Here is a 12,606-nt window from a genome sequence, read left to right as displayed (position 1 = left end):
ACTCCTCCTTTCACAACAAGGATTCAATCAAGTCTTGCCATCTTTCATCATTTGGTTGCAAATGTACTAATTGCTTACCTATTTCTAGGGCTTCCTCTCGTTTTCCTTCTTCTAACAGAAAATAAAGGTATTTTTCCATGAAAATCGGATCTTCCTTATGGTCAGTATATGCCAAAGAGTAAAATTCGTATGCACGTTCAAAATTTTCTTCTTGCATAAAAGCATCAGCTGCAAAAGGGTATAAGGCAGACCAATCATCTTGGTTTACTGACATTAATTCAACTAATTCGATGACTTCTTCATACCTTTCGTGCGCATGTAAAAACGACACCAAAGTTAACGTAGCTTCCATGTATTCAGGGTCCAAAACAATTGCTTGTCGCAAATGTGCTTCAGCATCACTCGTGTTCCCTACTTTTAATGCCATTTTCCCAGCAAATAAATATAATTCTTTGTCGTATTCATCACGACTTAGTCCTTCAACTATCGCTGAATAGGCTTGTTCATGGTCTTCGAGCATGCTATAAGCTTGTGACAGTAATAAGTGGGCAGAGAAATAATCTGGATCCAAAGTTTTTACTTCACTCAGTTTACGAACAGCTAGATCATATTCACCCGCTTGAAAAGCCGCGTAAGCAAGGCCAAATAGCAAATCAGGTGTCACATGATGTGATAAAGACTCATCATAATAAGGAATTGCCTCCTCATAAGCTGCACCAGCGCTATACACTTCAGCTAAACGCTCTGATAAACGGATTCCGGCTATTTCATCCGTTTGTTCTTTTAAATTTTCGTATAAACGAACTGCTTCTAGATATTTGCCTGTTTCAAGCAATAATTCAGCTTTTGCAAAAATTAATACCGATTCATTAGGCATTAAAGCTAAAGCTTGATTAATTTTTTGTTCTGCTGTTTCATAAAAACCTTGCATTTGATAATAATCAGCTAAACTCAAAAGCGCTTGAGGATATTCATCTGTATGTTCTTCAATGCTTGTTAGTAGTAACAAAGCTTCATCTTCTTCGTCTATTTCCATTAACACTTGTGCACGATCGATTTTTAATTGAGCCTCTTCCGGAAATAAAAACTGGAGGTGTTCGAGGACTTGTTCAGCTTCTTTAAGATATCCAGCCTGAACAAGCATATTTGCAATCTCATATTGAGTATCTGGTTCACTCGCAAGGAGCATCGTATCAATTAACGTTTGGACAGTGTGGATGTCGCCATTTTCGATTGCTTCAATAAATTGTTGACTAATTCCCATATTTATCACCCGTTCTCTTTCTATTCATACCATATGCTACATCACAGCATTGCCATTAACAAGAAAAAACTCCCCATTAGCGGAGAGTTTCAAAAGAAGACACCATTCGTAAATGATCAAAGAAATTTGGATAAGAAACAGAAATACACGAAGCATGTTCAATTTCAATTGAATGTGTCGAAATGACAGAAGCGATTGCCCCCATCATGCCGATGCGGTGATCCCCATACGATTGTAATTTCCCACCTGATAATGTAACTGGCCCATTAATAATCATGCCGTCGTCAGTCGCTTCAATATCAGCGCCTAGCTTTTTCAATTCATCTACGACAGCTGTGATGCGGTCTGTTTCTTTAACTTTTAATTCCTCTGCATTTTTAATCACAGTAGTACCATGGGCTTGAGTAGCAAGCAATGCTATGATTGGAATTTCATCAATTAGTCGAGGAATCAAATCTCCACCAATTTCAATGCCATTTAAACGAGAAGAACTAATTGTTACTAAGCCAATTGGTTCTTCGTGTGCAGTGTTATCAAGTTCTATTTCTATTTGAGCACCCATTTTCTTTAGGACATCTAGTATGCCTGTCCGCGTAGGATTTAAGCCAACATGTTCTAAACGAATTGAACTGTCTTTTGCAATGGCTCCTGCCACTAAAAAGAATGCTGCTGAAGAAATATCACCAGGTACTTCTACGTGAGTCCCTTTTAGTATTTGACCACCGTGCACTTGAATTACACCGTTTTCAGCATGTATATTCACACCAAATTGACGCAACATCCGTTCAGTATGATCTCGTGACACTTCGGACTCCCGTACAGTTGTTACTCCTTTTGCCTGGACACCAGCAAGTAAAATTGCAGACTTTACTTGTGCACTAGCGACAGGCATCGTGTAGTCTATGGCTGCTAATTGTGTTCCTTGTACAGCAAGAGGTGTGAACTGGCCCCCGCTTCTCCCAGAAATTTGAGCACCCATTTGCCTCAATGGGTCAATTACGCGTTTCATTGGTCTTTTAGCGATTGATTCATCGCCAACTAACACACTGTGTACATGAGAACCAGCTAAAATACCAAGCATTAATCTGGTTGTGGTACCAGAGTTACCTGTATCCAAGATTTCGCTCGGTTCATTCCAATTTTCGATTCCTTCACTGTTAATAGTAACAGTCGTGCCAATAACTTGGATATCGACCCCAAGCTTTTGAAAACAAGAAATCGTACTTAAACAATCGTCTCCCAGTAAAAAGCCATTAACGGTTGTAACACCCGTTGCCATTGCTCCAAACATAATCGAGCGATGTGATATCGATTTATCTCCAGGCACTTGAAGCGACCCGTTGAGTGATGATTGATGAGCTTGCAATGTAATAGAGTCGTTCAATTCACTCACACCCTTCTTTTCTTTACACTCTCTTACGAAATATACGTTTCATAGTTAGTTTCTTGTTCAATACTACTAGCTGCTCGTTGTCGGTCATCCAGTGATTGAAAACTAATGACTAATATACCGAATACATCCTCACGCGTTTCAACAATACGCAAATTTGTAATGCTGATTAAATGTTTCGCTAATAGCCCTGTAACTTCTGAAATAACACCTGGGTAGTCAGGGACATCTACATACAAATCGTAAACAGAATACATGGCACCTTGCGAAGTTATCGGCAATTCGTCTCTAACGTATTTTGCTCGCGAAAAGTAATGTTCAATATTTGCTGGTTCCGCTTGCATGAGTAAAGTTTTTACGGTATCCATTTCACTTTGCCATTTATCTAGTTGTTTGACGAGTTCCATACGATTTTGAACTGTAATATCTCTCCACATGATCGGATTCGACGAAGCTATTCTAGTGGTGTCTCGAAAGCCACCTGCAGCAAGTTGTCTTGTAAATGGATATTCTTCATTTTCACTAGACAGTTGATGAACAAGAGAAGCCGCAATCAGATGCGGAAAATGACTAACGACTGCCGTCATATGATCATGTTCATGCGCAAGTACTCGTAATAACTTCCCTTTTGTTGGTTGTAAGAGATTTTCAAGTGATTGAATCTGATGTTCATCCTCATGTTCTAAAGGGGTCAACATATAGTAAGCATTTTCAAATAAATGCGCTTTCGCTGCCTCCACTCCACTTTTATGCGAACCCGCCATAGGATGTCCACCAATAAAAGTGAGACCACGCGCTTTCAAGGACTTAGCTTTTTCCATGATGATTTTTTTAGTGCTTCCGGTATCAGTTAAAATTACATTTTTTTTGAGTTGCCAATTCTGCGCTTCATTCATTAATTGAACAGTTGCATTAACAGGCGTGGCAAAAATGATGAAGTCAGCTATTTTAGCTGATTCTTTTAAATTAAATGCCATATCATGTATGACACCCAACTTCTTTGCTTTACGGACGGTATGTGAATCTGTATCAAAGCCGATCACTTTTACCTCTGGATTTTTCTGAATGGCTAAAGCAAGAGAACCACCAATTAAACCTAATCCAACTATTAATGTATTTGTGGTCATGTAAGAACCTCTGCATCCTTTAATACAGCTGTAAGTTTCTGTAAGAACTCTTCATTTTGCTGAGTTGTCCCTATCGTCACTCGAATGTATCCCGGAGTTCCTAGAGCATTCCCACTTCGAATAATAAATCCTTTTTTCATTAGCCCCTCAAATACTAAATCAGAGTCCGCTTTCACTTCAAGGAGAACGAAGTTTCCTTGTGAAGGATACATATGCAAGTTATGAGTGGTTGCAAAGTCTTCAAACTGCTTTTTACCAGACTCATTTTGAAGGCGACAATCCTCGATAAATGATAAATCTTCCAGAGCAACAAGTGCTGCTCCTTGACTAGTCACAGTATTGTTAAACGGCTCTCGAACAGGATCTAATTGAGCAATTAGTTCTTTTTGGGCTACTGCATATCCTACTCGAAACCCTGCGAGTCCATATGCTTTTGAAAAAGTTCGTAAAACAATGACATTTTTATGGTCTTTTATTAAATTAACGGAATTCTTGTACGAGGGATCGGTTATGTATTCAAAATATGCTTCATCCAAAACGACAAGGACTTCTTTAGGTACTTTTCGAATGAATTCTTCTAATTCCTGTTGATCGATTAGCATCCCTGTTGGGTTATTTGGAGAGCATAACCAGACAACTGCTGTATTTTCATCGATTTGTCGAGACATCTCTTGTAAATCATGTGCTCCATTCGCTAGCTGAACTTCACGAACTTCTGCACCGTCAATTACAGCGTTATGACGATATTGGGGGAAAGTAGGAGTGGCCATTACTGTATTCACGCCAGATTGAAGCAAAGCACGAGAAATCATCATAATGATTTCATCAGAACCATTGCCAAACAGCAGTTGATTTTGTTCAACCCCTACTGATTTTGCTAGAGCTTGACGAAGACCCGTTGCGTAACCATCTGGGTAAATTGCGTGATTGATCGATTGATTCTCCAAGAACTCGCTAACTTTCGGTGAAAACCCGAAAGGATTTTCGTTGGAAGCTAATTTAACAATTGTCTCTAATCCAAACATCTCTTTCACTTCATCCGTGGAACGTCCTGGTTGATAAGGTTTCATGCCTGTTAATTGATTTTTCCACTTCATTATTATTCGCCTCTTCTTTCTAAACTTAGCTTGTTATTAAATCTGGTCGAAGTTTTGTCGCTTCATTCAAATAAACATGATGAATATCTCGTTGAGATTTTTCTGTATTGACATGCATTAATACACGAATGCACATGGCTATTGCACCTGGCACATCCATTTCATGCGTACACATCACAGGTACGTATGTCCATCCAGGAATACTTCTCACAGCTTTTGCTGGAAATGCACCTGCAATATCAGTTGTCGTCGAAACAATAACGGATGCGACATCTTCCGGTCGAATATCATTTTCTTTAGCCATGGCTAAAACAAGCTTTTCAGTCTCAAGTAATATATGCTGTGCTGAATCTTCTATAATGGTTGTTGCTCCACGAATACCTCGTATCATTTGTGCACCTCCTTAATCCAGTTTCGTAATTGTTGATGTGCTAAAGTGACGTCTTCTACAGACACAATCTTCATACAAGGCTTTCCAATCTGTTCAAGTAAAACAAAATGAAGTTCTCCGAAAGACGCTTTTTTATCTCTTTTCATATATGAAAGGAGTGTGTCGATACTATGTTCTAAAACGGTCTCGAACGAATAACCAAATTTGTTTAGTGCTTCAAACAGATTTTTTGCGTTTCCTTGTTCAAGTAGCTGTACATTCTCACTTAGCAGAAGTGAAATAACTAATCCAATTGCAACTGATTCTCCGTGCGTTATTTTTCCGTAACCAGTTGTGGCTTCAATCGCATGACCGTAGGTATGTCCTAGGTTAAGGTATTTCCTAACTGATTGCTCATACTCATCCTCTTCAACGATGGCAGCTTTTACTTTTATTCCTTTTACTAAAAAGGACAAATACTGTGCTGAAGAAATTTCTGCAAATGACCGAAAACTCAATAATTCATTGAGCCATTGTTGATCAGAGATAAGAGCATGTTTTATGACTTCTGCCATACCAGACAAAATTTCTTGTTGAGGCAATGTACTTAATGTTGAGACATCGAATAACACGGCTTCAGGCTGATAAAATGAGCCAATCATATTTTTGCCTTGTGGATGATTGATTGCCGTTTTACCACCTACTGCACTATCATGAGCTAAAATGGTTGTTGGACATTGAAAAAAAGGAATGCCCCTCATAAATGTTGATGCAACGAAGCCAACTACGTCACCACAAGCGCCTCCACCTAGTGCAAAGGCGATTGTTTTTCTTGTGCAGCCTGCTTCAAGTAAAAATGAATGACAGGCCATAAACGTTTCTACAGCTTTACTCGATTCACCTGCTGGTAATTCGAATACGTGTACAGACTTGCCACTAATGGATTCAAGAGGCTTTAGTAATTTTTCTACATGCAGTTTCGCAACCACTACGTCGACAAATATAACCACATGGTCTGCTTTTTGTAATTGATTGGCATAAAGAGACAATGCACTCTCATAAATGTGGGAACCCACATAAACTTCATAATGCTTATGTTTCGTATCGATTGAAATGGTCTGCATAAATTAGAACTCCTTCGTGTAAGCTCGGTGCTGATTTATCGACTCTAGAAGTTGAGGCATCTGATCGCTATGGAATTTATCTAAAATCGCTTTTGCAATTTCCCAAGCTACTACATGTTCAGCAACAACTGAAGCTGCAGGAACTGCACAACTGTCTGAACGCTCAATGCTAGCTTTAAATGGCTCTTTAGTAGAAATATCTACGCTTTGCAGTGGTTTATATAATGTCGGGATAGGCTTCATCACACCTCGAATCACGATTGGCATCCCTGTAGACATACCACCTTCTAAGCCGCCTAGTCGATTCGTCGTTCTAATATAGCCTTGTTCTTGATTCCATTCTATTTCATCGTGAACTTGGCTACCTGGCTTGCGCGCCATTTCAAATCCCATGCCAACCTCAACACCTTTAAAGGCATTAATACTCATCACAGCCATCGCTAATTTAGCATCTAGCTTACGGTCATAGTGAACGTAACTTCCAATTCCCGCTGGCATCCCTTCAACAATAACTTCAACGACTCCGCCAATAGAATCTCCATTTTCTTTCGCTTCATCAATTGCTTGCACCATTAATTTAGAAGCTTCTTGATCCACGCAATAAACTGGGTCTTCTATAATAATTTCCCGAATTTGCTCAACAGTTAAGTCTGCACTTTTTGAAGTGTCGGCTTTTATACCACCAATTTCTGTAACATGAGAGACAATACTAATACCTAGTTCAGATAATAATTGTTTCGCAACAGCACCCACTGCCACACGGACAGTAGTTTCTCGAGCGGACGATCGTTCTAAGACGTTACGTAGGTCGGTATGACCATATTTCATGCCCCCAACTAAATCGGCATGACCAGGGCGTGGACGTGTGATTTGGCGCTTCACGTCTTCTGGGTTTAATCCTTCTTCTAAAGGTTCAATACCCATTACATGTGTCCAATGTTTCCAGTCATCATTTGTAACAACTAAAGCGACTGGAGAACCTAATGTTTTACCGTGTCTTACACCTGACGTAATATCAACCGTATCTGTCTCGATTTGCATACGACGTCCCCGACCATGTCCACCTTGTCTTCTTTTCAAATCCTTATTTATCATTTCTGCTGTAATGGTTAATTGTGCGGGTAATCCTTCTATAATGGCGGTCAATTGTGGACCGTGAGATTCTCCTGCAGTTAAATAACGCATAACACTTTCCCCCTTCAACTCGCTAAAGTATTTTAAATAACACTATACCACAAACCTTTTTCATTTTCATCGTTCAATTTTTGATTAAAAGATTCTTGGTGTTTTCTCTATATTCATCGGTAGAAGCTAGAAGCCATTTTTATGAGAACTATATATAACAAGTATAGCGTATAGATAATTTGACGGAAAATAAAAAAGCAGTCAAATGAAAAATCATTTGACTGCTTACTTTTATTAGTTAATCCAGTTGTTAGCATCTTTCGTGTATGAAACAAGCTCTTCTTCTTTGAAGAATAAACCAATTTCACGAACAGCGCTATCAGATGAGTCAGAACCGTGAATAATGTTCTTTCCAACTGTAACTGCGAAATCTCCACGAATAGTACCTGGTGCAGATTCTTTAGGGTTTGTAGCTCCAGTCATCAAACGTCCAACTGAAATTACATTTTCACCTTCCCAAACCATTGCGAAAACTGGTCCAGATGTGATGAAGTCTACTAATTCACCGAAGAATGGACGCTCTTTGTGCTCGCCATAGTGTTCAGCAGCTAGTTCAGGTGTGATTTGCATTAATTTAGATCCAACTAATTGGAAGCCTTTCTTTTCGAAACGACCTACGATTTCGCCGATCAAGTTACGTTGTACGCCATCAGGTTTTACCATTAAAAACGTTCTTTCCATAATAAACACTCCTTCAATTGAATCTTAGAGAATGATTCCCTACTGTTTAGGGTAATTTATCCACCGTAAAAATACTACCATTGTATTATCGTTTGTTCAACCTATTAAAATTTACGTTTCCCCATATAAAGCGCAATTTCGCGGAGAGATTTTTTGGCAGGCGATGAGGGTAGTGAATCAAGTTCTATTAAAGCTTTTTGTAAATAGCGATTGCTTATGGCTTTTGATTTAGCAATTGCATCTGATTCACGAATTCTTTTAACCAATGCAACCCGCTCAATTTCCGTCATATTGCCAGAAATCGCATGTTCGAGTGCAGGTCTAAATTCAGGAGAATCTTTTAAGAACAGAATCGGTAATGTTATATTGCCTTGAATTAAGTCTGATCCAGCTGGTTTACCTAATTCTTTATCAGTCGATGTAAAGTCCAAAATATCATCTATGATTTGAAACGACATTCCAACATAATGGCCGAATCGTTTTAAATGAAAAACCGTTTTCTCATCGGCACCGGAAACTACTGCACCAAGTTGACAGCTAGAGGCAATTAATAAAGCTGTTTTTCTTTTTATGCGTCTAAAATAATCTTGAAGACGTTGATCTAATTTAGATTTATCTTCTATCTGAATGATTTCTCCTACACAAATTTCGACCATTGTGTAAGAAAGAATGCGATGCGCTTGTGGATTTTTAATATTGGTAATATATTCAAGCGCACGGGCAAAAATAAAATCGCCGGTATACATGGCGACTCGATTATTCCACTGTGCTTTCACCGTTAATTGTCCACGTCTCATTTCAGAATCGTCAATCACATCATCGTGTACAAGAGATGCCATATGTATAAGCTCTAACGGTACTGCAACATTCATGATTTGGTCAATTTGATAACTCCCAAATTTAGCTGCTAACAAAACAAAAACGGGTCGAATTCGCTTTCCGCCCGCTTGTAGTAAATGAAGAGAAGCTTCATTGAGTAAGTCTGAAGACGAATTCACCGCTATTTCTAATTCTTTTTCGATGAGATCTAAATCTGAACGCATATCAGAATAGAGCATCTTCAACTTCATCTTTTCCACAACAAGTAACCTACTCCCAATAATTAAACTTTTTTCATCCCAATATGTCTCGCGGCTGCTCCACCGCTATATGGTTTATATTCAACTTGAACAAATCCAGCTTGTTCGATCATTTTTGCAAGTTCCTTCATTCCAGGGAAATCTTCCGCAGATTCTTGTAACCAAGAATACTCTTTATAACTTTTCGCGAAAAGCTTACCAAACACTGGCATGATGTATTTAAAATAAAATCGAAACAAATGTTTATAACCAGGTAATTCAGATTGTGATGTTTCTAAACAAACAAACATCCCGCCCGGCTTTAAAACACGGTTAATTTCTTTTAAAACTTGCATATAATCAGGAACATTTCGCAAGCCAAAACCAATCGTAATATAATCAAACGTTGAATCTGGGAATGGCAATTCCATCGCATTGCCATGAATTAATTCAATTTGTGGATATGCTTTTACTTTCTCATAACCCACATTCAACATATTTTGGCTAAAATCTAACCCAATCGCTTTGCCATTTGGTCCGACAGCTTGCCCCATTGAAATTGTCCAATCAGCAGTTCCACAACAAACATCTAAAGTTGTGCTACCGTCTTGAACGTTCATACGAGACATAGTGTCTTCACGCCATTTCTTATGTTGTTGGAAGCTAATGACGGAATTCATTTTGTCGTAATTCCCAGAAATTTTTTCAAATACTTCATGAACACGTTGTTCTTTTGTTTTGGTCATGCTGATGTCACCTTTCTCTCATGACAGACACTTGCTCATTCATTCGGAGTTCATACATTTCAACTAAGTATTGCTGAACAGAATGGCTGAGTAGATGAGATTGTGAAATTTCTTCCATCAATTTATTTTTTTGAATGGCCAGCTCTTGATTCAATAAGACAAGCCAAGTGTGAGAAAAACCTAAATGTTGTTCACTATCTGATAAAGATTCTTGGAAACGAGATACTTTACCTTGTTTTACAAGCTCTAACTCAAATGTAATTCGGTGAATTAATAATCCACGACGAACAAATGGTTTAAAGGCAGCACAATTAAAATAATCGTAAAATTGTTCAATAGATAAACTTTCGATTGTTTGAATAGTCTCCATCCACTCTTCAAATGATTGCTTAACATCATCATAAACCGATGCTTTTTTCTCACTAATATCGATTACTCCATTTGATAGCAAACGAATTAGGTCGATATTTGAAAGGCTAGCTAATATTTGATAGTAAAGTCCGCTATAGTAATCCCCTGCTAATACAGTTAATTGTTGGCTCTTAGAGGATGCATTTAATTCTTTAATTTGATCATGTGCCGATAAAGCACTATAAATAACTGCAACTGAAATTGCAGACTGTTCTTGTTCATCATCCCACTGATCTCCGTTCAACAATGGTAGAAGCAAAAAAAATAAACGGTCTTCACGAAGATCCGGTTCTCCAGTATGCTTCCGAAGAGTCCGATGACGGACATAATTCAATATTTTAGAATGAAATTGTTCAATTGTTTTTTGAATGAATTTTTCGTTCATCGTACGTGCTCCATTTCACTATGTTGCCGGTGTCGTATTTTGTAATTATAGCACAGCATCGCTACTCATTCACGTAGACAGATTCTATTTTTTAGATTCACTAAAAACTTGGCCATGTGTTGTTTGAATTTCTGCTTTTCCTCTAATTTTGATTGCTGAAGTATGTTCAGTAAATTGGGCAATCATAACTTCTCCACGATCTAACTTTTCGGAGTGATGAAATTTTGTATCAGTGCCTCTTGTTAACCCAATGACATGAACTCCATCTTCTTCTGCGCGAATCACAATGTATTCTGTTTGTGCCATTATACATTCCTCCTAAGTGAACCAAATTATCTATTTATCATAGCATACCCTATTGTTTTAAGATGATTTGCTTATTTCATTTGTATGAATGATAAAATCTCACTGCGCTTTACATCATCTTTCTCATAAACACCACGTGCAACCGCTGTAACCGTTTTTGCTCCAGGTTTTTTAATTCCTCGCATGGTCATACACATATGCTCTGCTTCAATGATCACATAAACTCCATAAGGATTTAACATCTCCATAATTGAATCAGCAATTGTCGATGTAATTCTTTCTTGTAGTTGTGGACGTCTCGCTGTCGTTTCAACAGCCCTTGCTAATTTACTTAAACCGGTCACTACTCCATCTCTCGGAATATAAGCGATGTGCGCTTTACCGTAAAATGGAACTAAATGATGCTCACACATTGAATGAAATGGAATATCTTTTACTAAAACTAATTCTTCATGATCTTCGTGGAAGACAGTTTTAAAATATTCTTTTGGATCTTCATTCAAACCTGAAAACATTTCAGCATACATTTTCGCCACACGTTTTGGTGTTTCGAGTAATCCTTCACGATCCGGATTTTCTCCAACTGCTTCCAAAATCATTTTTACTGCTTCTTCTATTTTTTCTAAATTAACCGTTGACATGCTTGACGCCTCCTAATAATAAAACACAACTAACTTTGCCGTATTCGACTTTATGTAAATTAACGTGTAATAGTGAACTTGAAAATTGACTATTCATTCCTTGAGTAAAGCAAATGAATTTAAGGATAATGAAAACAACTGATTTTTGGTATTAATTCTATGTAAATCGTAGCATACCATCAAATGTTACGCAAAATCGCTCAATTAGTCTACATTCTTTTCATAATTTACTTTAGGGATCCTTCGAAATCGCCTAAATGTCCATATTGATTACAAAGCATTATCACTTTACAAACTATACTATTTCTTCAGAATTAGAAGAAGTTTGGAAAGTTAAGACGATTATCCAAGAAGTTGAGATGATGGTGCTTAAAGATATAAAAGCATCTCAATCTTTTCAAGGAGTTCTTTCTAGCTATATATCATTTGGAAAATGAAACACGAAAAGAACATACAAAAAAGAACGGCTTTTGTGATTTCTCACAAAAACCGTTCTTTATGTAATTACACGCGTCTTATTTTACCGCGTCTTTAAGAGCTTTACCTGGTTTGAAAGCAGGTACTTTACTTGCAGCAATGTCGATTTCCATACCTGTTTGTGGGTTACGACCCTTACGAGCAGCACGTTCACGAACCTCAAAGTTACCGAAACCAATAAGTTGGATTTTTTCACCTTTAGCAAGAGCATCTTGAATTGTATCAAATACCGAATCAACTGCTTTAGAAGCATCTTTTTTAGAAAGTTCTGTAGCTTCAGCTACTGAGTTTACTAATTCTGTTTTATTCACACCATTCACCTCCTCTCAAAGGGGATGGAAACT

At 38.0% G+C, this 12,606-nt stretch carries 14 protein-coding genes; all 14 read right to left on the bottom strand.

All coding sequences use genetic code 11. The features are described from left to right. Nucleotides 1-10: 10 nt before the first annotated feature. A complete protein-coding gene (locus WBG45_RS15305; RefSeq protein ID WP_424415908.1) occupies nt 11-1,264 on the bottom strand; it encodes a tetratricopeptide repeat protein in 1,254 nt (417 codons plus the stop codon). Nucleotides 1,265-1,340: 76 nt separating this feature from the next. Then, nucleotides 1,341-2,648 carry a 3-phosphoshikimate 1-carboxyvinyltransferase gene (gene aroA, locus WBG45_RS15300; RefSeq protein ID WP_424415906.1) on the bottom strand — a complete coding sequence of 436 codons (1,308 nt, stop codon included), beginning with the start codon at nt 2,646-2,648 and terminating at the stop codon, nt 1,341-1,343. A gap of 32 nt (nt 2,649-2,680) precedes the next feature. Further along, nucleotides 2,681-3,781: a prephenate dehydrogenase gene (locus WBG45_RS15295; RefSeq protein WP_424415904.1), complete on the bottom strand. Its 1,101-nt coding sequence runs from the start codon at nt 3,779-3,781 to the stop codon at nt 2,681-2,683. Further along, nucleotides 3,778-4,878: a histidinol-phosphate transaminase gene (hisC, locus tag WBG45_RS15290; RefSeq protein ID WP_424415902.1), complete on the bottom strand. Its 1,101-nt coding sequence runs from the start codon at nt 4,876-4,878 to the stop codon at nt 3,778-3,780. Before hisC ends, WBG45_RS15295 begins: the two co-directional genes overlap by 4 nt. A 25-nt stretch (nt 4,879-4,903) precedes the next feature. Next, nucleotides 4,904-5,269: a chorismate mutase gene (aroH, locus tag WBG45_RS15285; RefSeq protein ID WP_424415900.1), complete on the bottom strand. Its 366-nt coding sequence runs from the start codon at nt 5,267-5,269 to the stop codon at nt 4,904-4,906. Beyond that, nucleotides 5,266-6,372, bottom strand: coding sequence for a 3-dehydroquinate synthase (aroB, locus tag WBG45_RS15280; protein WP_424415898.1), 1,107 nt, complete (start codon nt 6,370-6,372; stop codon nt 5,266-5,268). The genes aroH and aroB overlap by 4 nt, the downstream gene beginning before the upstream one ends. 3 nt (nt 6,373-6,375) lie before the next feature. Then, complete coding sequence (aroC, locus tag WBG45_RS15275) at nt 6,376-7,557, bottom strand: chorismate synthase (RefSeq protein WP_424415897.1); 1,182 nt, start codon at nt 7,555-7,557, stop codon at nt 6,376-6,378. A 234-nt stretch (nt 7,558-7,791) separates the two neighbouring features. Continuing rightward, the gene (gene ndk / locus WBG45_RS15270; protein WP_024534858.1) at nt 7,792-8,238 is read right to left on the bottom strand and encodes a nucleoside-diphosphate kinase; all 447 of its coding nucleotides are present in this window, start codon (nt 8,236-8,238) and stop codon (nt 7,792-7,794) included. Nucleotides 8,239-8,342: 104 nt separating this feature from the next. After that, nucleotides 8,343-9,317: a heptaprenyl diphosphate synthase component II gene (hepT, locus tag WBG45_RS15265; RefSeq protein ID WP_424415895.1), complete on the bottom strand. Its 975-nt coding sequence runs from the start codon at nt 9,315-9,317 to the stop codon at nt 8,343-8,345. Nucleotides 9,318-9,340: 23 nt separating this feature from the next. Continuing rightward, nucleotides 9,341-10,042 (bottom strand): demethylmenaquinone methyltransferase, encoded by a 702-nt coding sequence (locus WBG45_RS15260; RefSeq protein WP_424415893.1) that lies wholly within the window; start codon nt 10,040-10,042, stop codon nt 9,341-9,343. Between the two features lie 7 nt (nt 10,043-10,049). Further along, on the bottom strand, nt 10,050-10,838 hold the full coding sequence (locus WBG45_RS15255; protein WP_424415892.1) for a heptaprenyl diphosphate synthase component 1: 789 nt from the start codon (nt 10,836-10,838) through the stop codon (nt 10,050-10,052). A gap of 84 nt (nt 10,839-10,922) precedes the next feature. After that, nucleotides 10,923-11,144, bottom strand: coding sequence for a trp RNA-binding attenuation protein MtrB (mtrB, locus tag WBG45_RS15250; protein ID WP_424415890.1), 222 nt, complete (start codon nt 11,142-11,144; stop codon nt 10,923-10,925). 71 nt (nt 11,145-11,215) lie between these two features. Further along, complete coding sequence (folE, locus tag WBG45_RS15245) at nt 11,216-11,785, bottom strand: GTP cyclohydrolase I FolE (RefSeq protein WP_424415888.1); 570 nt, start codon at nt 11,783-11,785, stop codon at nt 11,216-11,218. Between the two features lie 515 nt (nt 11,786-12,300). Next, nucleotides 12,301-12,573, bottom strand: a complete 273-nt coding sequence (locus WBG45_RS15240) for an HU family DNA-binding protein (RefSeq protein ID WP_024534864.1) — start codon at nt 12,571-12,573, stop codon at nt 12,301-12,303. Between the last annotated feature and the right edge of the window lie 33 nt (nt 12,574-12,606).

The sequence above is a fragment of the Paenisporosarcina sp. genome (genome assembly GCF_049671445.1).
GTDB lineage: Bacteria > Bacillota > Bacilli > Bacillales_A > Planococcaceae > Paenisporosarcina.
The sequence above is the reverse complement of the archived record's forward strand: the minus strand, read 5'-3'. Positions and strand labels throughout refer to the sequence as shown.

What these genes read in the sequence shown, in the direction of transcription:
- hisC (WP_424415902.1), bottom strand. Translation starts at nt 4,878, where the DNA reads ATGAAGTGGAAAAATCAATTAACAGGCATGAAACCTTATCAACCAGGA.
- WBG45_RS15255 (WP_424415892.1), bottom strand. Translation starts at nt 10,838, where the DNA reads ATGAACGAAAAATTCATTCAAAAAACAATTGAACAATTTCATTCTAAA.
- folE (WP_424415888.1), bottom strand. Translation starts at nt 11,785, where the DNA reads ATGTCAACGGTTAATTTAGAAAAAATAGAAGAAGCAGTAAAAATGATT.
- ndk (WP_024534858.1), bottom strand. Translation starts at nt 8,238, where the DNA reads ATGGAAAGAACGTTTTTAATGGTAAAACCTGATGGCGTACAACGTAAC.
- aroH (WP_424415900.1), bottom strand. Translation starts at nt 5,269, where the DNA reads ATGATACGAGGTATTCGTGGAGCAACAACCATTATAGAAGATTCAGCA.
- WBG45_RS15295 (WP_424415904.1), bottom strand. Translation starts at nt 3,781, where the DNA reads ATGACCACAAATACATTAATAGTTGGATTAGGTTTAATTGGTGGTTCT.
- aroB (WP_424415898.1), bottom strand. Translation starts at nt 6,372, where the DNA reads ATGCAGACCATTTCAATCGATACGAAACATAAGCATTATGAAGTTTAT.
- WBG45_RS15260 (WP_424415893.1), bottom strand. Translation starts at nt 10,042, where the DNA reads ATGACCAAAACAAAAGAACAACGTGTTCATGAAGTATTTGAAAAAATT.
- mtrB (WP_424415890.1), bottom strand. Translation starts at nt 11,144, where the DNA reads ATGGCACAAACAGAATACATTGTGATTCGCGCAGAAGAAGATGGAGTT.
- WBG45_RS15305 (WP_424415908.1), bottom strand. Translation starts at nt 1,264, where the DNA reads ATGGGAATTAGTCAACAATTTATTGAAGCAATCGAAAATGGCGACATC.
- aroC (WP_424415897.1), bottom strand. Translation starts at nt 7,557, where the DNA reads ATGCGTTATTTAACTGCAGGAGAATCTCACGGTCCACAATTGACCGCC.